Source organism: Paracoccus acridae (assembly GCF_014642735.1).
GTDB lineage: Bacteria > Pseudomonadota > Alphaproteobacteria > Rhodobacterales > Rhodobacteraceae > Paracoccus > Paracoccus acridae.
This window is the reverse complement of record NZ_BMIV01000004.1, coordinates 215,526-237,311: the sequence shown is the minus strand read 5'-3', so window position 1 is coordinate 237,311 and position 21,786 is coordinate 215,526. Positions and strand designations below refer to the sequence as shown.

21 protein-coding genes are annotated in these 21,786 nt (G+C 65.8%); 5 read left to right on the top strand and 16 right to left on the bottom strand.

The window, feature by feature from the left end; genetic code table 11:
• Nucleotides 1-36 precede the first annotated feature (36 nt).
• The 5 genes from IEX25_RS08355 to rpsA all read right to left on the bottom strand — a co-directional run bounded on the left by IEX25_RS08355 (nt 37) and on the right by rpsA (nt 3,773).
• Nucleotides 37-483: a GNAT family N-acetyltransferase gene (locus tag IEX25_RS08355; RefSeq protein ID WP_188714690.1), complete on the bottom strand. Its 447-nt coding sequence runs from the start codon at nt 481-483 to the stop codon at nt 37-39.
• Nucleotides 480-1,112 (bottom strand): phosphoribosylanthranilate isomerase, encoded by a 633-nt coding sequence (locus IEX25_RS08350; protein ID WP_103171209.1) that lies wholly within the window; start codon nt 1,110-1,112, stop codon nt 480-482. The genes IEX25_RS08355 and IEX25_RS08350 overlap by 4 nt, the downstream gene beginning before the upstream one ends.
• A 3-nt stretch (nt 1,113-1,115) precedes the next feature.
• Nucleotides 1,116-1,535 carry a LapA family protein gene (locus tag IEX25_RS08345; RefSeq protein WP_103171210.1) on the bottom strand — a complete coding sequence of 140 codons (420 nt, stop codon included), beginning with the start codon at nt 1,533-1,535 and terminating at the stop codon, nt 1,116-1,118.
• Between the two features lie 63 nt (nt 1,536-1,598).
• Nucleotides 1,599-1,883 (bottom strand): integration host factor subunit beta, encoded by a 285-nt coding sequence (gene ihfB, locus IEX25_RS08340; protein WP_103171323.1) that lies wholly within the window; start codon nt 1,881-1,883, stop codon nt 1,599-1,601.
• Nucleotides 1,884-2,093: 210 nt separating this feature from the next.
• Entirely contained in the window at nt 2,094-3,773 is a 1,680-nt protein-coding gene (gene rpsA / locus IEX25_RS08335) for a 30S ribosomal protein S1 (protein WP_103171211.1), read from the bottom strand.
• A 283-nt stretch (nt 3,774-4,056) separates the two neighbouring features.
• Here rpsA and modA point away from each other — a divergent pair, with 283 nt between their 5' ends.
• Genes modA through modC form a run of 3 tightly spaced genes read left to right on the top strand, consistent with a single transcriptional unit; the run spans nt 4,057 to nt 6,576 of the window.
• The gene (modA, locus tag IEX25_RS08330; RefSeq protein ID WP_103171324.1) at nt 4,057-4,794 is read left to right on the top strand and encodes a molybdate ABC transporter substrate-binding protein; all 738 of its coding nucleotides are present in this window, start codon (nt 4,057-4,059) and stop codon (nt 4,792-4,794) included.
• Entirely contained in the window at nt 4,772-5,491 is a 720-nt protein-coding gene (gene modB / locus IEX25_RS08325; RefSeq protein ID WP_188714689.1) for a molybdate ABC transporter permease subunit, read from the top strand. The genes modA and modB overlap by 23 nt, the downstream gene beginning before the upstream one ends.
• Nucleotides 5,488-6,576 carry a molybdenum ABC transporter ATP-binding protein gene (gene modC, locus IEX25_RS08320; RefSeq protein WP_103171213.1) on the top strand — a complete coding sequence of 363 codons (1,089 nt, stop codon included), beginning with the start codon at nt 5,488-5,490 and terminating at the stop codon, nt 6,574-6,576. Before modB ends, modC begins: the two co-directional genes overlap by 4 nt.
• Here the strand turns inward: modC and IEX25_RS08315 are convergent.
• The 10 genes from IEX25_RS08315 to IEX25_RS08270 all read right to left on the bottom strand — a co-directional run bounded on the left by IEX25_RS08315 (nt 6,516) and on the right by IEX25_RS08270 (nt 19,618).
• Nucleotides 6,516-7,361, bottom strand: coding sequence for a metallophosphoesterase family protein (locus tag IEX25_RS08315; protein WP_103171214.1), 846 nt, complete (start codon nt 7,359-7,361; stop codon nt 6,516-6,518). The two genes, modC and IEX25_RS08315, sit on opposite strands and share 61 nt — an antisense overlap.
• Complete coding sequence (locus IEX25_RS08310) at nt 7,358-8,308, bottom strand: diacylglycerol/lipid kinase family protein (RefSeq protein ID WP_103171215.1); 951 nt, start codon at nt 8,306-8,308, stop codon at nt 7,358-7,360. The genes IEX25_RS08315 and IEX25_RS08310 overlap by 4 nt, the downstream gene beginning before the upstream one ends.
• Nucleotides 8,309-8,372: 64 nt before the next feature.
• Nucleotides 8,373-8,573, bottom strand: coding sequence for a formate dehydrogenase subunit delta (locus tag IEX25_RS08305; RefSeq protein WP_103171216.1), 201 nt, complete (start codon nt 8,571-8,573; stop codon nt 8,373-8,375).
• A complete protein-coding gene (gene fdhD / locus IEX25_RS08300) occupies nt 8,563-9,387 on the bottom strand; it encodes a formate dehydrogenase accessory sulfurtransferase FdhD (RefSeq protein WP_103171217.1) in 825 nt (274 codons plus the stop codon). Before fdhD ends, IEX25_RS08305 begins: the two co-directional genes overlap by 11 nt.
• 3 nt (nt 9,388-9,390) lie before the next feature.
• Entirely contained in the window at nt 9,391-12,297 is a 2,907-nt protein-coding gene (gene fdhF / locus IEX25_RS08295; RefSeq protein WP_103171218.1) for a formate dehydrogenase subunit alpha, read from the bottom strand.
• Nucleotides 12,294-13,811 carry a formate dehydrogenase beta subunit gene (locus IEX25_RS08290; RefSeq protein ID WP_103171219.1) on the bottom strand — a complete coding sequence of 506 codons (1,518 nt, stop codon included), beginning with the start codon at nt 13,809-13,811 and terminating at the stop codon, nt 12,294-12,296. The genes fdhF and IEX25_RS08290 overlap by 4 nt, the downstream gene beginning before the upstream one ends.
• Nucleotides 13,808-14,284, bottom strand: a complete 477-nt coding sequence (locus tag IEX25_RS08285; protein WP_103171220.1) for a formate dehydrogenase subunit gamma — start codon at nt 14,282-14,284, stop codon at nt 13,808-13,810. Before IEX25_RS08285 ends, IEX25_RS08290 begins: the two co-directional genes overlap by 4 nt.
• A gap of 87 nt (nt 14,285-14,371) precedes the next feature.
• A complete protein-coding gene (locus IEX25_RS08280; RefSeq protein WP_103171221.1) occupies nt 14,372-15,259 on the bottom strand; it encodes a LysR family transcriptional regulator in 888 nt (295 codons plus the stop codon).
• Nucleotides 15,260-15,277: 18 nt separating this feature from the next.
• A complete protein-coding gene (locus IEX25_RS08275) occupies nt 15,278-18,400 on the bottom strand; it encodes an efflux RND transporter permease subunit (protein ID WP_103171222.1) in 3,123 nt (1,040 codons plus the stop codon).
• A 27-nt stretch (nt 18,401-18,427) separates the two neighbouring features.
• Complete coding sequence (locus IEX25_RS08270; RefSeq protein ID WP_188714688.1) at nt 18,428-19,618, bottom strand: efflux RND transporter periplasmic adaptor subunit; 1,191 nt, start codon at nt 19,616-19,618, stop codon at nt 18,428-18,430.
• 202 nt (nt 19,619-19,820) lie between these two features.
• Between IEX25_RS08270 and IEX25_RS08265 the strand changes: the two genes are divergently transcribed.
• Together IEX25_RS08265 and IEX25_RS08260 are read left to right on the top strand one after the other, a co-directional pair.
• Nucleotides 19,821-20,147 (top strand): DUF1330 domain-containing protein, encoded by a 327-nt coding sequence (locus tag IEX25_RS08265; protein ID WP_103171223.1) that lies wholly within the window; start codon nt 19,821-19,823, stop codon nt 20,145-20,147.
• Nucleotides 20,148-20,225: 78 nt separating this feature from the next.
• Complete coding sequence (locus IEX25_RS08260; RefSeq protein WP_103171224.1) at nt 20,226-20,975, top strand: WecB/TagA/CpsF family glycosyltransferase; 750 nt, start codon at nt 20,226-20,228, stop codon at nt 20,973-20,975.
• Here the strand turns inward: IEX25_RS08260 and IEX25_RS08255 are convergent, their stop codons facing one another.
• Entirely contained in the window at nt 20,976-21,629 is a 654-nt protein-coding gene (locus IEX25_RS08255) for a sugar transferase (RefSeq protein WP_308421435.1), read from the bottom strand.
• Between the last annotated feature and the right edge of the window lie 157 nt (nt 21,630-21,786).

Genomic DNA, 21,786 nt, shown 5'->3' with positions numbered 1-21,786 from the left:
CACGGTTGGAATGGGTATTTGGACAACGAAGAAGCGTCAGAGCGTCTTCTTATATCCGATATGGCTGGGGGTGAAGCCCAGCCGGTCATAGAAGCGGTGCGCGTCCGTCCGCGCCCGGTTGGTCGTCAACTGCATCTGGGTGCAGCCGGCCGCCCTTGCACGTGCCTCGGCATCGGCCATCAGCTGGGCGCCGATGCCTTGTCCGCGCAGGTCGGATGCGACCCGCACGCCTTCGATCTGGGCGCGAAGGGCAGCGGCCACGGACAGGCCCGGAAGAAAGACGATCTGATAGCAGGCGATGATCCGGTCATCCAGCAGACCGACGACCAGATGGTTGCCGGTCTGGGCCTGCATGGCGTCGAAGGCAGCCAGATAGGGCCGCATGTCGGCCTTTTCCCGACCCTTTCCGAAAACGTCGTCGGCAAGCATCGCGACGACCGCAGGAACCTCGTCCCGTTTTGCCGCCCGGAAGCGGACCTTCATGACGCGGCGCTGATGAAGGCGCGGATCAGGGCTTCGTCCTTGACGCCGGGCTCGCTTTCCACGCCCGAGGACACATCGACGGCAGGCGCCCCGGTCAGGCGCACCGCCTCGGCCACGTTCTGCGCCGTCAGGCCGCCCGCGAGCATCCAGGGCCGCAGCCACTTGCGCCCGACCAGCAGGCGCCAGTCGAAGGACAATCCGTTGCCTCCGGGCAGGTCGGCATCCCTTGGCGGCTTCGCATCGACCAGCAGCATGTCGGCGACCAGACCGTAGTCGGTCAGCGCCGGCAGGTCAGAAGGATCGGACAACCCGACGGCCTTCATCACCGGCAGGCCGGTCAGGGACTTGATCCGGGCCACGCGGTCGGGGCTTTCGCTGCCGTGGAGTTGGATGATATCCAGGGGAACCTTTCCCAACACCTCGTCCAGCAGTTCGTCTGCGGGGTCCACGAACAGCCCGACCGACGCCACACCCACGGGAACATGGAAAGCCAGCCGGGCCGCTTCGTCCACGGAAACGGCACGCGGCGATTTCGGAAAGAAGACCAGCCCGACATAGCGCGCCCCGGCATCCGCCGCAGCCTCGATATGTTCGGGGCGACGAAGGCCGCAGATCTTGACCTGGGCCATCCCTCAGCGCCCGGCGGGCAGCGTCGTGCCGGGGGCGGGCTCGGCCGAGGCAATGGGACGCGCGGGTGTCGTGGCCCTGGGACGGTCCAGGATCGCCAGAACCTCGTCCTTGGGGGCGGCGTGACGGTGGCGCAGATGGCCCACCTCGTTTTCAAGGCGGGTGGCGCGGTCAGCCTGGGCACGGGCCTCGCGGCGGATATGGGCCTCTCGCAACCATTCCCAGACCAGGCCCGCCAGCATGCCCAGCGCGAACGCCAGGAAGATCACGAGGAACAGCGGCAGATCGACGGACCAGCGGCCGCCCAGGTATTGCCCGAAATTCGCAGGAAAGGCCGACAGTGTCACGATGTCACGGTTGGCCAGGGCCACCGCGATCAGGATGATCGCCAGTGCCGCCACGAAGATCAGTCGAAGAAAGCGCATGGGTTGTCCTTGGTTGCGGCGGCCGGATGCGGCGCGGTGTCCTTGCAGGGCCTTTTACGCCCTTCAGGCCTCTCCGTTCAACCGATCGCGCAACAGTTTTCCGGTCTTGAAAAAGGGAACGTATTTCTGATCGACATCCACGGCCTCGCCCGTCCGGGGGTTGCGGCCGGTGCGCGCGTCCCGCTTCTTGACGGAAAAGGCGCCAAAGCCGCGCAGTTCGACCCGGTCGCCCCGCGCCATGGCGTCGATGATTTCCTCGAACACGGTGTTCACGATCCGCTCGACGTCGCGCCGGAACAGATGCGGGTTTTCGTCAGCGATAAGCTGGATCAGTTCGGACCGGATCATCATCCCCCCAGGTGGCGTAACGGGCTAAACGGCATCGTTTGCTGAACTTGCGACAAGAAGGCAACGCAGGAAAAGGTTCCCAGTTTCATAGCGATGCCAGTTTTGCCCCCGCCTTGCAAGAGAGGTGAAATTCCCCTGCCCGTCCCGCAGGCACCAGAAAGCCCGCCCCGCATCTGCGGGACGGGCCATGTCAGGCAGTCAGCCGACCGATCAGCGGTCGCGGTTCAGCGCGGCGCCCAGGATGTCGCCCAGCGAGGCGCCCGAGTCGGACGAGCCGTACTGGTCGATGGCTTCCTTTTCCTCGGCGATCTCGCGGGCCTTGATCGACAGGCCAAGACGGCGGGTCTTGGTGTCGATGTTGGTGACGCGGGCATCGACCTTGTCGCCGACCTGGAAGCGCTCGGGGCGCTGATCCTGACGGTCGCGGGCCAGATCGCTGCGGCGGATGAACGACTTGACGCCGTTGTATTCCACCTCGACGCCGCCATCCTCGATCGCGGTGACCTCGACGGTCACGACCGAACCACGCTTCACGCCGTCAACGGCTTCGGCCATGTGTTCGTTTTCGATGGCCTTGATCGACAGGCTGATGCGCTCTTTCTCGACATCCACGTCCTGGACCACGGCTTTCACCACGTCGCCCTTGCGGAAGTCCTGGATCGCGTCTTCGCCGCGGGCATCCCACGAGATGTCCGACAGGTGGACCATGCCGTCGATATCGCCTTCGAGGCCCACGAACAGACCGAATTCGGTGATGTTCTTGACCTCGCCCTCGATGACAGTGCCCGAGGGATGGGCTTCGGCGAAGACTTCCCACGGGTTGCGCTGCGTCTGCTTCAGACCCAGCGACACGCGGCGCTTGGCTTCGTCGATCTCCAGCACCATCACTTCGACTTCCTGAGAGGTCGAGACGATCTTGCCCGGATGGACGTTCTTCTTGGTCCAGGACATTTCCGAGACGTGGACCAGACCCTCGACACCGGCTTCCAGTTCGACGAAGGCGCCGTAGTCGGTGATGTTGGTCACGCGGCCCTGGTGGACCGAGCCGATCGGGAACTTGTCGCCCACGGTATCCCACGGATCGGACTGCAGCTGCTTCATGCCCAGGCTGATGCGGTGGCTGTCCTTGTTGATCTTGATGACCTGAACCTTCAGGGTCTCGCCGATCGACAGGATTTCCGACGGGTGGTTGACGCGGCGCCAGGCCATGTCGGTGACGTGCAGCAGGCCGTCAACGCCGCCCAGGTCAACGAACGCACCGTATTCGGTGATGTTCTTGACGACGCCGTCCACGGTCTGGCCTTCGGTCAGGTTGGCGATGACCTCGGCGCGCTGTTCGGCGCGGCTTTCTTCCAGGATGGCGCGGCGCGACACGACGATGTTGCCACGGCGACGGTCCATTTTCAGGATCTGGAACGGCTGCTTCAGACCCATCAGCGGGCCGGCGTCGCGCACGGGGCGCACATCGACCTGCGAACCGGGCAGGAACGCAACGGCGCCGCCCAGATCGACCGTGAAGCCGCCCTTGACGCGGCCGAAGATGGCGCCTTCGACGCGCTCTTCATCGGCATAGGCTTTTTCCAGACGGTCCCAGGCTTCCTCCCGGCGGGCTTTCTCGCGCGAGATGCTGGCTTCGCCGCGGGCGTTTTCCACGCGGTCCAGATAGACCTCGACTTCGTCGCCAACCTTGATGTTGGGTTCTTCGCCGGGATTCGCGAATTCCTTGAGATCGACGCGGCCTTCCATCTTGTAGCCGACGTCGATGATGGCCTGTCCCGCCTCGATGGCGATGACGCGGCCCTTGACGACCGAACCTTCGTCCGGGGTGTCAATGTCGAAGCTTTCGTTCAGGAGGGCTTCGAATTCCTCCATAGTCGCTTTAGCGCACATATATGATCGGTTTCCTTTACGACGATTTTACTGGCCATGCGGTTGGCTCCGCCGGTCTTTATGGCTGCCTTCGGGAACGGCAAAGGGTCGCGGCATGACGCCCGACCCGTTCAGATGCGGCCTGTTCTGACCATCTCGCCCCTAAGACTGACCGCCATATAAGGGCGAAAAGCAGGAAACTCAACGCGAAAGTCACAAAACGGATATATCCATTGATAAGTACCGCTTGCAGGATCAGGATTGCAGGCGATAGGTTCGGGCGAACATATCGCCCGAGGTGCCGATGATCCGCCCCGCCCTTCTGCTTGCCCTGCTTGCCAGCCCGGCCATGGCAGATGACGTCACCGTCTTCGCTGCGGCCTCGCTGAAGAATGCCCTGGACGAGGTTGCGGCAGGGTTCATGCGCCAGACCGGCCATGACGTGACCATATCCTATGCCGGGTCGAACATCCTGGCCAAGCAGATCATCGAGGGGGCGCCCGCCGATCTGTTCATTTCCGCCAGCAAGGAGTGGATGGACCAGGTCGAGGAGGCGGGCATGGTTGAAAGGCGGGCCGATCTTCTGGGCAACCGCCTGGTGCTGGTCGCGCATGGCGCGGCGCAGCCGGTGCAGATTTCGCCCGATACCGATCTGGCCGGCCTGCTGGACGGCGGCAAGCTGGCCATGGCACTGGTCGATTCCGTTCCTGCCGGACAATACGGAAAGGCCGCCTTGGAACACCTTGGTCTGTGGGACGATGTCCGGGCCGATGTCGCGCAGTCCGACAACGTTCGCGCCGCCCTGGCCCTGGTCGCCACCGGAGAGGCGCCCCTTGGCATCGTCTATGCCACGGATGCGGCTGCCGAGGATGGCGTGACCATCGTGGGCGAATTTCCATCCGACAGCCACCCGCCGATCACCTATCCTGCCGCCTTGCTGACCGGCGCGTCGGACGATGCCGACCGGGCCTTTTACGACGCCTTGTCGGACAGCGCGGCAATGGCCGTCTTTGAACGGCATGGCTTCACGGTGCCGAACTGACGTGGCCGACTGGCTGACCCCCGAGGCATGGCAAGCCATCCGCCTGTCGCTGAAGGTGTCGCTGTGGGCGACGCTTGCCAGCCTGCCTTTCGGGATCCTGGTGGCCTATATTCTCGCCCGTTGGCGCTTTCCCGGCCATGGTCTGTTGAACGGGCTGGTGCATCTGCCGCTGGTGCTGCCGCCGGTCGTCACCGGCTATCTGCTGCTTCTGACCTTCGGACGGCGGGGCTGGGTCGGGCAATGGCTGGACCAGGTCGGCATCGTCCTGGCCTTTCGCTGGACGGGCGCGGCGCTTGCCGCCGCGATCATGGCCTTTCCGCTGATGGTCCGGGCCATCCGCCTGTCAGTCGAGGCCGTGGATCCCCGTCTGGAACAGGCGGCATCGACCCTGGGCGCGTCCCGTCCCTGGGTGTTCCTGACCGTGACCCTGCCCCTGATCCTGCCGGGCATCCTGGCGGGCGCGATCCTGGCCTTCGCAAAGGCCATGGGGGATTTCGGCGCGACGATCACCTTCGTCTCGAACATTCCCGGCCAGACGCAGACCGTGCCTTCGGCCATCTATGCCTTCCTGCAGGTGCCGGGGGGTGAAAGCGCGGCCGCCCGGCTGGTCCTTGCCGCCATCGCGGTCGCCTTGGGGGCGCTGTTCCTGTCGGAATGGCTGTCGCGGGCCGTTGCACGTCGGATCGGGGGGGCGTGATGCTGTCCGTCGCGCTGCGCCACCGGTTTGCGGATTTCACGTTGGACGCGGCCTTCGAAGCGCCGGACGGGTTGACGGCGCTGTTCGGGCATTCGGGATCCGGCAAGACCACGGTGGTCAATGCCGTGGCCGGGCTGCTGCGTCCCCATTTCGCCTGCATCACGGATGGGGACGCGGTGCTGACCGACAGCGAAGGGGGCATCTTCCTGCCGCCGCACCGGCGCGGCATCGGCTATGTCTTCCAGGACGCGCGGCTGTTTCCGCATCTGACCGTGCGGCAGAACCTGCTGTTCGGTCACTGGTTCACGGGCCGGGGGCGCAAGGCCGAACTGTCCCGTGTGGTGGACATGCTGGGCATCGGCGCGCTGCTGTCGCGCCGTCCCGCCGCCTTGTCGGGGGGCGAACGCCAGCGGGTGGCGCTTGGCCGCGCCATCCTGTCCCATCCCCGGATGCTGCTGATGGACGAGCCGCTGGCGTCCCTGGACCAGCCCCGCAAGGACGAGATCCTGCCCTATCTGGAGCGCCTGCGCGATCAGGCCGGGCTGCCGATCCTTTATGTCACCCACTCCCCGGCCGAGGTCGCGCGGCTGGCCACCACCATCGTCCTGATGGATCATGGCCGCGTCCGGGCATCCGGCCCTGCGGCGCAGATCATGTCAAACCCCGCGACCGCCCCGATGCTGGGCCTGGCGGATACCGGCGCCATCCTGACCGCCCGGATAAGGGGGCAGGATGCCGATGGGCTGACCTGGCTTTCGACCCCCGCCGGGCCGCTGTTCCTGCCCCAGGTCGCGGCGCCGGTGGGCCGCAGCCTGCGGCTGCGGATCCTGGCGCAGGACGTGATGATCGCGACCGTGCCCCCTCAGGGGATTTCAGCCCTGAACGTCATTCCCGCCATAATCCGCGACCTGACAGATGCCGAGGGCGGCGTGCTGGTGCGGCTGGACGCGGGCGGGCAGGCCATCCTGTCGCGGATCACCGCGCGTTCGGCCCGCAGCCTGGACCTGCATCCCGGCAAGCCGGTTCATGCCGTGCTGAAGGCTGTTTCCGTGGCGCCCGGCACGATCGGTTTTTCCGCCGGCTGATGGGCCAGCCAGACCCCGCTTTCGCGTGAAAAATATTCATGTTCGGGCGGATTGAACCCCCGGCCCATGGGCGCAATGTGGCGTTCGATGGTCAGGAATGTCCCTTCGATCTGCAGGACCGCGAATTCGTTCTGGCGGTCCGACAGCCGCCCGCACAGCGCGGTGCCCGCCTGCACCTGCAACAGCCCCGGATGCGCCGTCTGGTCCAGCATGGCGCCTGTCGCCCAGACATGCAGATGCCCCGACAAGGCGATCTGCGCCCCCGCGCGTTCCAGCCGCGCCAGGGCCTGGGGCGCGCGGCGCGACAGTTCCTTGTCCACCTGGGCCAGATGCTCCAACGGGTGATGCAGCGCCACGATGTTCATGCCGTTGGGATCAAGGCTGCCTTCCAGGCGCCGGATTTCGCCATTGCGGATGATGCCGCGCTGAACGGCACAGGGATCGACGCTGTTCAGGGACAGGACGCGAACCGGCCCGACCTCTCGGACCGGGGTCAGATCGGGGCCGACCGCATGGCGAAAGCCGCGCCAGGGCATGAGGAAACGGACCGGCAGGTTATACAGCGGCACGTCATGATTGCCGGGGATGACCAGCAACGGCGCCTGGATCCGTTCCAGAAAGGCAGCCCCCTGGGCATATTGCGAAGCGCGGGCGCGATGCGTCAGGTCGCCCGTGACGACCACAAGATCCGCCTGCGCGCCGTTCACGCGATCAAGCAGCGGTTCCACCAGATCCGGGCGGTGAAACCCGAAGTGCAGGTCGGACAGATGGGCGATGCGGATCACGCCTGCGCGTCCCTGGTCTTGTTGCTGCCATCCGCCGGAACCAGCACCCTCAGCGCGCCTTGGCGCACCTGGACATGGAACGGGCTTTCCATGCGCGTCTTTTCTCCGTCATGGGCGATCAGTTGCCGGGGCCTGTCGGTTTCGATGGTCAGGCTGTCGGTGACGATCAGGTCGAAATCGCTGTCCTTGGCGCTGAACCCGAAGGCCAGCCGAAGGGCCGACCGAAGCAGCGGCAAGGGCTTGCGCGCCTTGGCGATCAGAACGGCCAGGTTCCCGGCGCGGATCGCATCCGCCCCGTCCAGGCCGAAGGCCTCAAGCTGATAGGCGCTGCGGGCGATGAAGACCAGGGCCGTGGTGAACCGGCGTTCCCGGCCCTCGACGATCGCGGTCAGCCGCATCGGATTGCGCAGCCGGCGCATCGCCACCAGCACCGACCAATAGGCCGCCATCCGCGACCGGCCCCAGCGTTTGTAAATCCCTTCTCGGGTCTTCAGGATATGGGGGTAGGCGCCAAGGCTGACATTGTTCAGAAAGACCAGATCCCCGATCCGCCCGACGTCAACCGCACGAGGACGGGCATCCAGCAGGGTTTCAAGCCCTTCCTCGATGGTTTCACCCACGCCAAGATCGCGCGCGAAGTAATTGAACGTGCCCCCCGGCAAGACGCCCATCAGCGCATCCGTTTCCGCCAGGGCGCCCGCGACCGCGGACTGGGTGCCGTCGCCGCCCGCGGCGACGATGACGTCGAAGCCGTCCGCGACCGCCTGCCGGGCAAGGCGGCCCAACTGGTCGCCCTGACTTGTTTCACGCAATGCGAATTCGGCCACCCGATCCTGCAGGGCGGCGCGGATCGTGTCCGCCTGGTCGTCCTGCTTTCCCGATCCCCGGTTGCGGATCACGCACAGTCTGCAGGCTGAAAGATCGACCTTGTCGGCTGTATCGCGCATCTGCCACTCCGCTGCCTGTCACAGACAACACGGCGGGCCGCAGCGCGGTTTCACCCCCGCGACATCAAAGCCGCTGCGCCGCCTGTTCGACCGAGGGGCGCAGCCCTGTGCCCCCTGTCGCGATGTATGATTTCAACTGCTCGCGCATCCGAGGCTCCCAATAGTCCTTGAGATGGGCGGCGATCTTGTCGGGCGCGTCACCAGGCTGCGTGTCGAAAAAGGTGGCGATCTGGTTGGCCATGGTGACCATCTTCTCAGGCGACATCGGAAACCTCGGCGCGCAGCCGCTGGGGGTGGCAGAACAGGTCGAACCCCTCGCCGCGCGCAAAGGCGGCAAGGGTCAGGCCCGCGCCCTCGGCTAGGCGCAGGGCGTGCCGCGTGGGGGCAGAGACGGCGATCAGGATGGCGCAGCCCGCCATGACGCATTTCTGGACCATCTCGGTGGACACCCGGCTGGTCAGGACGATGGCGCCCTGCGCAGGGTCGATCCCTTGTCGCGCCATCGCCCCGATCAGCTTGTCCAAGGCATTGTGCCGGCCCACATCCTCGCGCGCCAGAACCACGCCCTGACCCGGCAACAGGAAGCCAGCCGCATGAACGGCCCGCGTCCGGTCATGCAGCGGCTGCCAGCCGCGCAGGGAGTCGGTGGCTGCGGCAATCTCCTGAACCGACAGGGCCGGACCGGCACCGGCCAGGCTGGGCAGCGACCGGACCGCAGCCTCGATGCTGTCGATGCCGCAAAGGCCGCAACCCACAGGTCCGGCCAGCGACCGGCGGCGGGCGGCAAGCTGGGCGCCGCGATCCTCGGCCAGCCACATCTGCGCCTCGATCCCCTTTTCATGGGCGATCACATCGCAACTGGCGATCTGGGCGGTGCCTGTCACGATCCCTTCGGTCAGCGAAAAGCCCATCGCGAAATCTTCGACATCCGCAGGTGTCGCCATCATCACGGCATGGGTCGATCCGTCATAGACCATGGCGATGGCCGTTTCCTCGGGCAGCGCGCGGGTCACCGCGACGCTGCTGCCGGGGCGATGATGAGTCGCATCCGTGGCCCCGAAGGGCTGTGGCAGGTCCATGTCCTACTCCGCGGCGGTCAGGATCCGCCGCGACCGCTCGGCCTGTTCGGCATAGCTTTCCTGCCATTCCGATGGACCGTTCGAGGGGCTGACCTGCACCGCCGTCACCTTGAATTCCGGGCAGTTCGTCGCCCAGTCCGAGAAATCGGTGGTGACCACGTTAGCCTGCGTCGAGGGGTGATGGAAGGTCGTATAGACCACGCCCGCCGCCACCCGGTCGGTCAGAACAGCCCGCAGGGTCGTTTCCCCCGCGCGGGATGCCAGCCGCACCCAGTCGCCATCGTTGATGCCGCGCTGTTCTGCGTCGTGGGGGTTGATCTCCAGCACATCCTCGGCGTGCCAGACGACATTCTCGGTCCGCCGGGTCTGCGCGCCGACGTTGTATTGCGACAGGATCCGCCCCGTGGTCAGCAGCAGGGGGAAGCGCGGGCCGGTGCGTTCGTCGGTCGCCACATATTCGGTGACCATGAAGTGTCCCTTGCCGGACACGAAGCCATCGACATGCATCAAGGGCGTGCCGTCCGGCACCTTCTCGTTGCAGGGCCACTGGACCGAGCCCTTCTCCTCCAGCAGTTCATAGGTGACGCCGGCGAAGCTGGGCGTGGTGGCGGCGATCTCCTCCATGATCTGGCGGGGATGGGTGTAATGCCAGTTCGCGCCCATGGCATTGGCCAGAAGCTGGGTCACCTCCCAGTCCTCGTATCCGTTGCGGGGGGCCATCACCTTGCGGACGCGGTTGATGCGGCGTTCGGCATTGGTGAAGGTGCCGTCCTTTTCCAGGAAGGTCGAACCCGGCAGGAAGACATGGGCGTAATTCGCGGTCTCGTTCAGGAACAGGTCGTGGACGATCACGCATTCCATCGCGGCAAGGCCCGCCGCGACATGCTTGGTATCGGGATCGGATTGCAGGATATCCTCGCCCTGGCAGTAAAGGCCCTTGAAGGTGCCCTCGACCGCCGCGTCCAGCATGTTCGGGATGCGCAGGCCGGGTTCGGGGTCGATCTCGCAGCCCCAGGCCTGCTCGAAGATCGCGCGGACATCGGGCAGCTTGACGTGGCGATAGCCGGGCAGTTCATGCGGGAAGCTGCCCATGTCGCAGGACCCCTGCACGTTGTTCTGGCCGCGCAGCGGGTTCACGCCCACGCCGGGGCGGCCGATATTGCCGGTCAGCATGGCAAGGTTCGCGATCCCCATCACGGTGGTCGAGCCCTGCGAATGTTCCGTCACGCCCAGGCCGTAATAGATCGCGCCATTGCCGCCCGCGGCATACAGACGCGCCGCCGCGCGCAGGTCGGCCGCGGGAACGCCTGTCAGCATCTCGACGTTTTCGGGCGCATGGCGCGGGTCGCTGACGAAATCGACATAGAACTGGAACTCGTCCCAGTCGCAGCGGGTGCGGATGAAGTCCTGGTCGAACAGCCCCTCGGTCACGATGACATGGGCCATGGCGGTGACGACCGCCACGTTGGTGCCGGGCTTCAAGGGCAGGTGGTAAGCCGCCTGGATATGCGGGGATCGCACGATGTCGGTGCGGCGCGGATCGACCACGATCAGCTTGGCCCCCTGGCGCAGGCGCTTCTTCAGGCGGCTGGCGAAGACCGGGTGTCCGTCGGTCGGGTTCGCGCCGATGACCATGACCACGTCGGCCTGTTCGACGCTGTCGAAGTCCTGCGTGCCGGCCGAAGTGCCGTAAGTTTTGCCCAACCCGTAACCGGTCGGCGAATGGCAGACGCGGGCGCAGGTGTCGGTGTTGTTATTGCCGAAGACCGCGCGGGTCAGTTTCTGTACCAGATAGGTTTCCTCGTTGGTGCAGCGGCTGGAGGTGATGACGCCCACCGACTTGCGGCCATACCTTTCCTGGATGCCCTTCATCCTGGCTGCGGCGAAGGACAGCGCCTCGGCCCATTCGACCTCCCGCCAGGGTTGGTCGATGGTCTCGCGGATCATGGGCTTCAGGATGCGGTCCTTGTGCTGGGCATAGCCATAGGCGAAGCGGCCCTTGACGCAGCTATGGCCCCGGTTCGCCTTGCCGTGCTTGTAGGGAACCATGCGCACCAGCTGGTCGCCGTTCAGTTCCGCCTTGAAGGAACAGCCAACGCCGCAATAGGCGCAGGTGGTGATGACGGACCGTTCGGGCGTTCCCAGTTCGATCACCGACTTTTCCTGCAGGGTCGCGGTCGGGCAGGCCTGCACGCAGGCGCCGCAGGACACGCAGTCCGAGGTCAGGAAGTCATCGCCGATGGCCCCCGCCTTGACACGGCTGTCGAAGCCCCGGCCTTCGATGGTCAGGGCAAAGGTGCCCTGCACTTCCTCGCAGGCGCGGACGCAGCGGGAACAGACGATGCACTTGGCCGGGTCATAGGTGAAATAGGGGTTGCTTTCGTCCTTGGGCGTGTAATGCGCATTCACTCCCACCCCGTCGCGCGGCGCGAAATGGTTGAGCAGCGTGTTCCCCTCGGGCGCCTTGTAGCGCACGTCGCGCAGGCCGACATTGCCCGCCATGTCCTGCAATTCGCAGTCGCCATTGGCCGCGCAGGTCAGGCAGTCCAGCGGGTGGTCGCTGATATAAAGCTCCATCACGCCCTTGCGCATCCGGCGCAGCTTGTCTGACTGGGTGTGGACGACCATGCCTTCCATCACCGGCGTGGTGCAGGACGCGGGCGTGCCGCGGCGGCCCTCGATTTCCACCACGCACAGGCGGCAGGAGCCGAAAGCCTCCATGTTGTCGCTGGCGCACAGCTTGGGGACCATGATCCCGGCTTCGGCTGCGGCGCGCATGACGGACGTGCCCTCGGGCACCGTCACGGCGATGCCGTCAACGCTGATCGTGACCGGCAGCCCGACCTTGGCGGGCGTGCCCATGTCGCGGTCGTCGCCCGGCGGGAATTGGGGGATGATGAAGTCTCTCATTCGGCTGCCTCCTGCAAGGTGGCGAAATCGTCGGGGAAATGGGTCAGGGCGGACATGACCGGAAACGGCGTGAAGCCGCCAAGCGCGCAAAGCGAGCCGTCCTTCATCGTCTCGCACAGGTCGGTCAGCAGCGGGATCGCGGCGGCGTCCCCTTGGGCGATGCGGTCGATGGTTTCCACCCCGCGCACCGCGCCGATCCGGCAGGGCGTGCATTTGCCGCAGGATTCAACGGCGCAGAACTCCATGGCAAAGCGGGCCATCCGCAGCATGTCGGCGGTGTCGTCGAAGACCACCAGCCCGGCATGGCCGATCAGCCCGCCGTTCCGGTCGAATTCCTCGTATCCCATCGGCGTGTCGAACTTCTCGACCGGCATATAGGCGCCCAAAGGGCCGCCGACCTGCACCGCCTTGACCGGGCGGCCGCTGGCGGTGCCGCCGCCAATGTCGTTCACGACCTCGCCCAGGGTCATGCCGAAGGCGGTCTCGAACAGCCCGCCGCGCTTGACGTTGCCCGCGATCTGCAGGGTCACAGTGCCGCGCGACCGGCCCAGGCCGAAATCGGCGTAATGCTGCGCGCCCTTTTCGAAGATCACCGGGACCGTCGCCAGCGAGATCACGTTGTTCACGACCGTGGGCCGCCCCAGAAAGCCTTGCAGCGCGGGCAGCGGGGGCTTGGCGCGCACGGTGCCGCGCTTGCCTTCCAGGCTGTTCAGCAGGCTGGTTTCCTCGCCGCAGACATAGGCGCCCGCGCCGGTGCGCACCTCCATGTCGAAAGCGCGGCCCGATCCCAGCACGTCGGGCCCAAGCAATCCCCGCTGCCGGGCGATCGTCACGGCCTGGGTCAGGATATGGATTGCGTCCGGATATTCCGACCGCAGATAGACATAGCCGCGCGTGGCGCCCACGCCCAGGCCCGCGATCGCCATTCCTTCGATCAGGGAAAACGGATCGCCCTCGATGATCATGCGGTCTGCGAAGGTGCCGCTGTCGCCCTCGTCGGCGTTGCAGACGATGTATTTCTGGGGGGCTTCCGCCTCGGCCACGGTCTTCCACTTGATGCCGGTGGGAAAGCCCGCCCCGCCACGTCCGCGAAGGCCGCTGTCGGTGACTTCCTGCACGATCTGCGAACCGGTCATTCCGATGGCGCGGCGCAGGCCAACCAGACCACCATGGGTTTCGTAGTCGTCCAGATCCAAGGGGTCGATCACGCCGCAGCGGGCAAAGGTCAGCCGGGTCTGGCGGGCGAACCAGTCGATGTCCTCGACCCGGCCCAGGCCGTTCAGCTTGCCGTCCAGCAGGTCGGGCACCTGGTCAGGGGTCACGTTCCCGTAACCGATCCGACCTTCGGGCGTGTCGATCTCGACCAGAGGTTCCAACCAGACCATGCCGCGCGTGCCGTTGCGGACGATCCGCACATCCAGACCACGCGCCTTGGCCTCGCGCGAAATCGCGTCGGCCACGTCGTCCGCGCCAAGCGCCTTGGCGGCGCTGTCCAGGGGGACAAAGATCTTCATGCGCCCACCTCGGCCAGGATGCGGTCCATGCGGGCGTCATCGACGCGGCCCACCACGCGCCCATCCACCATCGCGGCGGGGGCGCAGGCACACATGCCAAGGCAATAGACCGGTTCCACCGTGACCGCGCCATTGGGCGTGGTGTCATGCCAGCCAATGCCCAGCTTTTGCAGGGTGGATTCTGCCAAGGCATTGGCGCCCATGGACTGGCAGGCCTCGGCCCGGCAGATTTTCAGGACATGGCGGCCGGCAGGCCGGCTGCGGAAATCGTGATAGAAGCTAATGACGCCATGCACCTCGGCCCGGCCCAGGTTCAGGATATCCGCCAGGACCGGCACGGCAGCCTGCGGCACGAAGCCCCAGGTGTCCTGCAACGCGTGCAGCATCGGCAGAAGGGGCCCTTCCATCGAGGAAAGCGGAGCAACGACCCCGCGGATTTCCTCCTCGGAGGGGGCTGGCGCATTGGAATGCATCGGCTGGCCTTTCGACGAACGTTCTTCGTCATCAAATCAGGCGGACCATCCGCAAATCAATATCGTTGTTCCGTCAGTCGATAGAAATCATCTATCGCCGGCCATGCGCCGTGCCTCTGCCAGCAACGCCTCCAGGACGGGGGTGTGCGGCTCGCGCCAGGGCGCCACCAGACCCACCGCATGGCTGGCCCCTGCCCCGTCCAGCGGGATCATCCGAAGGGGTTTGCCCTCTGTCAGGAAGGCCGCAATGTCCTCGGGCAGGATGGTGATCCAGCCGCCTTCCAGCACATGCGCAACCAGCACGACGGTGGAACTGGATTCAACCGTGGCCTGGGGGGTCACGCCCGCCTCGATCAGGTTGCGGTTGATGATGCGGCGGTTCTGCATGTCGCTGGTCAGCAGGCACATCCGATGCCCTGACAGATCGGCCCAACCCACCCGGTCCTGACGGGCCAGAGGAGAGCTTTCGGCGCAGACCAGCATGTAGCGTTCGTCGTAAAGCCGCACCGTGCTGACGCGGCCCAGCGGTTCGTTGTCCAGATAGGAAATCCCCGCATCCACGGTCAGATCGTCGATCATCTGCAGGATCTCGACCGAGGTGCGCGACAGGATCGTCATGCCGACATTGGGATGCGCGGCGCCGAAGCGGGCGCTGATCCGCGCGGCCCAGGTTAGGGCCGTGGGGATGACCGCGATGCGCAACTGGCCCGACAAGCCGTGACGGGTGGCCCGCATCTCCTCTCGCAACTGCCGGGTATCGCCGACGATGCGCCGTGCCCAGACAAGCGCGGATTGCCCCTCGGGCGTCAGCCCGCCGAAGCGCGAGCCGCGAAAGATCAGCAGGACGCCAAGCTGTTCCTCAAGCTGCTTGATGCCCGCCGACAGGGTGGGCTGGGTGATACCCAGGCTTTCGGCGGCGCGACCGAAATGGCGTTCCTTGGCGACGGCCAGGAACATCTCCAGCTTGTCGATCATGCCGCCCCCCTTGCGGGATCACTGTGCAGGCGCGGCCTGCGCTTCGTCAAACTTGTCCTTGCGGCCCAGCAGACGACGCATCAGCACATAGAACAGCGGCGCGAACAGGATGCCCATCACGGTCGAGGCGATGGTCCCGCCGATCACCGTGGCGCCGATGGCGTTGCGGCCGTTGGCCCCCGCGCCCGTGGACAAAAGCAAGGGCAGCACGCCAAGCGTGAAGGCGATCGAGGTCATGATGATCGGGCGGAACCGCTGGCGCGCGGCCTCGACCACGGCCTTGAACAGGGGCACGCCGGCTTCGGACTGTTCGCGGGCGAATTCCACGATCAGGATCGCGTTCTTGCCCGTCAGGCCGATCACGGTCAGCAGGCCCACCTGGAAGAAGACGCCGTTGTCGAAGCCGCCAAGGTAGGCGCCGACAAGCGCGCCCAGCACGCCGATGGGCATGACCAGGATTACCGCCAGGGGGATCGACCAGCTTTCGTAAAGCGCGGCAAGGCACAGGAACACCGCCGCCAGCGACAGCGCGTAAAGCAGCGTCGTCTGGTCGCCCGATTCACGTTCCTCCAGCGACAGCCCGGTCCAGGCCACGGCAAAGCCGGGCATCTGGGCCACCAGCCGTTCGACCTCGGCCATCGCCTCGCCGGAACTGACGCCGGGCGCGGGGCTGCCCTGGATCTGCATGGACGGGATGCCGTTATAGCGGTTCAGGCCCTGCGGACCGAAGGTCCAGTCCCCGGTCGAGAAGTTCGAGAAGGGCACCAGGCCGCCCATGGCGTTCCTGACCCGCCATTTGTCGAAGTCGCTGGGGTTCGACCGCGAATCCGGTTCGCCCTGGACATAGACGCGCTTGATGCGGCCCCGGTCCACGAAGTCGTTGACGTAGCGGCCCGTCCAGGCGATCTGCAAAAGGTTCGCCACGTCGGTCGCCGTGACCCCCATCGCGCCTGCCTTGCGCCAGTCGATGTCCAGGTTGAACTGCGCCGCATCCTCCAGCCCGGATGGCCGGGCCTGAGCGATCAGCGGGCTTTGCGCGGCCATGCCCAGGAACTGGTTCCTCGCCTCGAGCAGTTGTTCATGCGACTGCCCGCCGCGCGCCTGCAGATAGAAGTCGAAGCCCGAGACGTTGCCAAGCTCGATCACGGAAGGGGGCACGATGGGAAAGACCATCGCGTCCTGGATCTGGCTCAAGGCGCCGAAGGCCCGGCCCGCGACGGCCTGCACCGATTGCTCGGGGTTGGGGCGGTCCTTCCAGTCCTTCATTCGCACGAAGGCGATGCCGACGTTCTGGCCCTGCCCCGCGAAGCTGAAGCCCACCACGCCGAACATCGAATCGACCGAATCCTTTTCCTGGGTCAGGAAGTAATCCTGCACCTGGTCCACGACGGCGGCGGTGCGTTCGGCGGTGGCCCCGGTCGGGCCCTGGATCAGGACGAACATGATGCCCTGATCCTCGTCCGGCAGGAAGCCTTCGGGCGTGCGCAGGAACAGCAGGACCATGGCCGCGCCGATGGCCGCATAGACCAGCAGCATCTGCAGGGGACGGCGCACGATCCAGCCGACCGCCCCGGTATAGCCATTGGTGGTGCGGTCGAAGTTGCGGTTGAACCAGCCGAACAGACCGCGCTTGCTGTGATGGTCCTTGGACCGCAGCAGCGTCGCGCAAAGGGCGGGGGTCAGGGTCAACGCCACCAGCACCGAAAGCCCCATGGCCGAGACGATGGTGATGGCGAACTGCTGATAGATCACCCCGGTGGAGCCGCCGAAGAAGGCCATCGGGACGAACACGGCCGACAGGACCAGGGCAATGCCGACCAGTGCGCCGGTGATCTGGCCCATGGACTTGCGCGTGGCCTCTCGCGGCTCGAGGCCCTCCTCCTCCATGATCCGCTCGACGTTTTCGACCACGACGATGGCGTCGTCCACCAGCAACCCGATGGCCAGCACCATCGCCAGCATGGTCAGCGTGTTGATGCTGAAGCCGAAGGCCGCCATGATGCCGAAGGTGCCCAGAAGCACGATGGGAACGGCCAGCGTCGGGATCAGCGTCGCCCGCCAGTTCTGCAGAAAGACATACATGACGATGAAGACCAGCACGATCGCCTCGATCAGGGTCTTCACCACCTCCTCGATCGAGATCTCGACGAAGGGCGAGGTGTCGAAGGGGATCACATAGTCCACACCCTCGGGGAAGAACTCGGCGAACTCCTCCATCCGCGCCTTGACGCGTTCGGCGGTATCCAGCGCGTTTGCGCCGGGCGCCAGGGACAGCGCCATGCCCGACGACGGCCGCCCGTTGTAATTGGCCAGCGTGGCATAGCTTTCCGCGCCGATCTCGACCCGGGCCACGTCGCGCAGCAGGACCAGGCCGCCGTTTTCCTCGGCCCGCAGGACGATCTGGCGGAAGTCCTCGGGCGTGGACAGCAGCGATTGCGCCGTAACGGTGGCGTTCAGTTGCTGCCCCTCGACCGTGGGCAGGTCGCCGAAGGCCCCGGCCGAGATCTGCGTGTTCTGCGCCGACACCGCCGCCACCACGTCCGAAGGCGCGATCTCATAGGCGGCCAGCTTGTCGGGATCCAGCCAGATGCGCATGGCATAGGGCGCCCCGAAGACCTGGACGCTGCCCACGCCTTCCACCCGGGACAGATCGTCCACCAGGTTCGAGAACATGTAGTCCGACAGGTCGGTCTGGTCGTAGTTTTCATTGCCGATCAGGCCGATGACCATCAGGAAGCCGGCGGTCGATTTCTCGACCACGACGCCCTGGCGCTGCACGGGTTCGGGCAGCAGGGGCGTCGCCTGGGACAGCTTGTTCTGGACCTGCACCTGGGCGATGTCCACGTCGGTCCCGGTCTCGAAGGTCAGCGTGGTGGACGACGACCCTGCCGAGGTCGAACTGGACGAGATGTAGCGCAGCCCGTCCAGGCCGGTCATCTGCTGTTCGATGACCTGCGTCACCGTGTTCGAAATCGTTTCGGCCGAGGCACCGGGATAGGTCGCGCGGATCGTGACCGAGGGCGGCGCGATCTGCGGATATTGGGCCACCGGAAGGGTCAGGATCGACAGGATGCCGATGCCCATGATGATGATCGAGATCACCCAGGCGAAGACCGGACGGTCGATGAAGAAACGGGCCATGATCTGTCGCGCCTTCGCTTTGTGGCGTCAGTTGGTGGATGCGGCTTCGGCCTGGGGGGCCGTCTGGTCGGCGGACGCGGTGGCGGCATGTTCCGCGCTGCCGCGTTCCTGGGGCGTCACCGGCGCGCCGGGCGCGATGCGCTGCACGCCCGAGACGATGATGCGGTCGCCTGCGGCCAAACCCTCGGTCACGACCCAGTCGCTGCCCTGGTCCTGCGCGATCTCCAGCGGGCGTTCCTCGACCACGTTCTGATCGTTCACGACCATGGCGACGGGACGGCCGCGCCGGTCTCGGCTGACACCCTCTTGCGGGGCAAGGATCGCGTCCTGCAACTGCGCCTGGGGGATATCGGCCTGAACGAACATGCCGGGCAGCAGCAGCCCGTCGGGATTGGCGAATTCCATCCGCAGTGTGATGACCCCGGTCGTTTCGTCCACATAGGGTTCTGCGGCGGTCATCGACCCGGTATGTTCATAAACGCTGCCATCGGCCAGGCGCAACGTCACGGTACGGTCCACGCCTTCGGGCAGCGCGGCATTGGGGCCCATCCGCTGCCACCGGATGATTTCGGCGGCCGATTGGGTCACGTCCACGCGCACCGGATCAATGCGGCGGATCACCGCCAGCGGACTGGCCTGGCCGGCGGTGACAAGGGCACCGTCACTGACCTGGGCAAGGCCGATCACGCCGTCGATGGGCGCGGTGATGGTCGTGCGGTCCAGGTCGATCTGGGCTGCCAGCAACTGCGCCTCGGCCGCCTTGACGGCGGCTTCGGCCGCATCGCGGGCGGCGATGGCCGTGTCCTGCGTCTGTTCGCTGGCGACGCGCCTGTCACGCAGGGCCACGACACGCTCGGCCTCTCTGCGTGAGGCATCGGCCTGGGCCTGGGCCTGGGCCAGGGAAGCCTGGGCCTGGGCCAACGCCGCTTCATAGGTGCGCGGGTCGATACGATAAAGCGGATCGCCCGCCGAAACCTGGCTTCCTTCCTCGAACAGGCGTTCGACGATCAGGCCGCCGACCTGGGGCCGCAGCTCCGCCTCGGCCGAGGCAACGACGCGGCCGGGCAGGCTTGACGTCAGGGTGATGTCCTGCGGCTGCAGGGTAACGACCGTGACGGCGGGGGGCGGCATGTCGCCGCCGGGCGCCTGGGCCGAGGCGCCAAGGGGGGCAGCCGCGACCATGCCGGCAAGAACAAGGAGTCGAGTCAGCGTGGCCATGCTGTCCGTCCGTTTGGATGAATAAACCGAAACCGGCGCCTGCCCTTCGCGCAAGGCAGTCTTTCGCCGCCGCACACGCTATCGTCAAGCGACGTGAAGGACAACGGGGTCAATGCGTTTTTGCGCGCCGGAACACGGCGTGCTTGCCTGATGCCCGTGCGGCAGGCAATCTGTCCCCGCAGTCAAAACGGGAGGGTTTTGCATGGCTGCCTATCTGATCGCCGACGTGACCGTCACCGAGGATTCCTGGGTGCCCGAATACGCCGCCCGCGTCCACGAGATCGCGGCCCGGCATGGCGGGCGCTATCTGTCGCGGTCCGGCAACATCGACACGCTTGAAGGAAAACCCTTGGGCAACACTCTGGTCGCGCTGATCGAGTTTCCGTCGAAAGAGGCCGCCCGCGCCTTTGCAAGCGACCCCGAATATGCCCCCTTCTCCCAGGCCCGCAAGGCGGGCAGCATCAGCAATTTCCACCTGATCGACGACACCGACCTGGCGGGCGGCATCCCCTATTTGCCGAAAGGTTGAACCGTCCGATTGCAGCGGCGGCGCAAAGCTGCAAGGAACGGTCGCGGTCATTCGGGGCCGTGCCAGGCGGGAACAGTCATGCAGTTTTCTTATGGTTCGTCGGTCATTCGGGTAAACATGCCCGATCATGCTGCGCTGCTGGCCGAAATCACCCGCCGCCTGCGCCGGGGCGAAGGTTTTGCCCTGGCGACCATCAACCTGGATCATCTGGTCAAGCTGCGGCAGGACGCCCGCTTCCGCGAGGCTTATTCACGCCAGGATCTGGTGGTGGCCGATGGCAATCCGATCGTCTGGCTGTCGCGGCTTGCCCGCAATCCGGTCGGGCTTGTGACGGGATCGGATCTGGTGATCCCCTTGGCGCAACTTGCCGCAGCCGAGGATGCGGGCCTTGCCCTTGTGGGAACGACCGAGGAAGCCCTGGACGCTGCTGCGACCGAAATCCAACGCCGCGCGCCAGGTTGCCGGATCGTGGCCCGGATCGCCCCGCCCATGGGCTTTGACCCGGACAGCGACGCGGCACGCGATCTGCTGATGCAGGTCCAGGACAGCGGGGCGCGGCTGTGCCTCCTGGCGCTTGGCGCACCCAAGCAGGAACGGCTGGCGGCGCGCGGTCGGTCCCTCGTGCCCGGTATCGGCTTTGCATCCATCGGCGCAGGGCTGGACTTCCTGGCAGGGAACCAGCGGCGTGCGCCGGAATGGGTCAGGCGGATCGCGATGGAATGGGCCTGGCGGATGCTGTCCGCCCCCAAGCGGCTGGTGCCGCGATATGCCCGCTGCGCCGCGATCCTGCCGTCCGAGGCGGTGGCGGCGTTGCGTCAGCGCCGCTGATCAGCAGCCCGTGCGGCCCAGCACCACGGACACCGTGCGCACAAGGATCGCCACGTCGCCAGCGAAGGACAGGCTGCGTTCATAGCGGTCGTCATACCAGGCGCGGGCTGCGAAGGTGGTCTTGTTACGCCCTGCCGTCTGCCAGAACCCGGTGATCCCGGGACGAAGCTTGTAATAACCATCGCCCGGATACATCGCCTGCTGGTCGGGCATCATGGGACGGGGCCCCACCAGGCTCATGTCGCCGGTCAGGACGTTCCACAACTGGGGCAGTTCATCCAGCGAACTGGCGCGCAGCATCCGGCCGAACCGTGTGACGCGGGGATCGTCGCGCAGCTTCTGCGTGCTTTCCCATTCCTGCCGTGCCTCCGGGTTCTGCGCCAGATAGGCGTCCAGCCGCTGATCGGCATCATGGACCATGCTGCGCAGCTTCCACATGCGGAAAATCCGCCCTTCGCGGCCGACGCGCTGCTGCGAGTAGAACGGGTTCCTGCCATCCAGCAGGACAATCAAGGCCAGAAGCACAACAAGCGGCAGGACGACCGGGGATGCCAGGACCACCAAAATCACATCCAGCGGCCGCTTGACCAGGCTGCGATACAGCCAGGTGCTGGATGCTTCGATCGAGGGAACGGCCGCAACATTGGCCAACACGACAGACCGAGACTTGACTGACATATTTACCTGCACTGAACACTAATAAAAACATGCCCTCGAAACCCCGAGGACGACAATCGGCAACAGGCAAAGATTAGCATCCGGACCGCCGGAAGAATATGCATAAAATTTGAAATGGTCGCAGAAAGACCTG

Coding starts and splice junctions, on each gene's coding strand:
- IEX25_RS08265 (WP_103171223.1), top strand. CDS start 19,821: ATGGCTGCCTATCTGATCGCCGACGTGACCGTCACCGAGGATTCCTGG.
- IEX25_RS08275 (WP_103171222.1), bottom strand. CDS start 18,400: ATGGCCCGTTTCTTCATCGACCGTCCGGTCTTCGCCTGGGTGATCTCG.
- fdhF (WP_103171218.1), bottom strand. CDS start 12,297: ATGAGAGACTTCATCATCCCCCAATTCCCGCCGGGCGACGACCGCGAC.
- IEX25_RS08310 (WP_103171215.1), bottom strand. CDS start 8,308: ATGCGCGATACAGCCGACAAGGTCGATCTTTCAGCCTGCAGACTGTGC.
- IEX25_RS08355 (WP_188714690.1), bottom strand. CDS start 483: ATGAAGGTCCGCTTCCGGGCGGCAAAACGGGACGAGGTTCCTGCGGTC.
- fdhD (WP_103171217.1), bottom strand. CDS start 9,387: ATGGACCTGCCACAGCCCTTCGGGGCCACGGATGCGACTCATCATCGC.
- modA (WP_103171324.1), top strand. CDS start 4,057: ATGATCCGCCCCGCCCTTCTGCTTGCCCTGCTTGCCAGCCCGGCCATG.
- IEX25_RS08280 (WP_103171221.1), bottom strand. CDS start 15,259: ATGATCGACAAGCTGGAGATGTTCCTGGCCGTCGCCAAGGAACGCCAT.
- IEX25_RS08285 (WP_103171220.1), bottom strand. CDS start 14,284: ATGCATTCCAATGCGCCAGCCCCCTCCGAGGAGGAAATCCGCGGGGTC.
- IEX25_RS08260 (WP_103171224.1), top strand. CDS start 20,226: ATGCAGTTTTCTTATGGTTCGTCGGTCATTCGGGTAAACATGCCCGAT.
- IEX25_RS08305 (WP_103171216.1), bottom strand. CDS start 8,573: ATGTCGCCTGAGAAGATGGTCACCATGGCCAACCAGATCGCCACCTTT.
- IEX25_RS08290 (WP_103171219.1), bottom strand. CDS start 13,811: ATGAAGATCTTTGTCCCCCTGGACAGCGCCGCCAAGGCGCTTGGCGCG.
- ihfB (WP_103171323.1), bottom strand. CDS start 1,883: ATGATCCGGTCCGAACTGATCCAGCTTATCGCTGACGAAAACCCGCAT.
- modB (WP_188714689.1), top strand. CDS start 4,772: ATGGCTTCACGGTGCCGAACTGACGTGGCCGACTGGCTGACCCCCGAG.
- IEX25_RS08270 (WP_188714688.1), bottom strand. CDS start 19,618: ATGGCCACGCTGACTCGACTCCTTGTTCTTGCCGGCATGGTCGCGGCT.
- IEX25_RS08350 (WP_103171209.1), bottom strand. CDS start 1,112: ATGGCCCAGGTCAAGATCTGCGGCCTTCGTCGCCCCGAACATATCGAG.
- IEX25_RS08345 (WP_103171210.1), bottom strand. CDS start 1,535: ATGCGCTTTCTTCGACTGATCTTCGTGGCGGCACTGGCGATCATCCTG.
- rpsA (WP_103171211.1), bottom strand. CDS start 3,773: ATGTGCGCTAAAGCGACTATGGAGGAATTCGAAGCCCTCCTGAACGAA.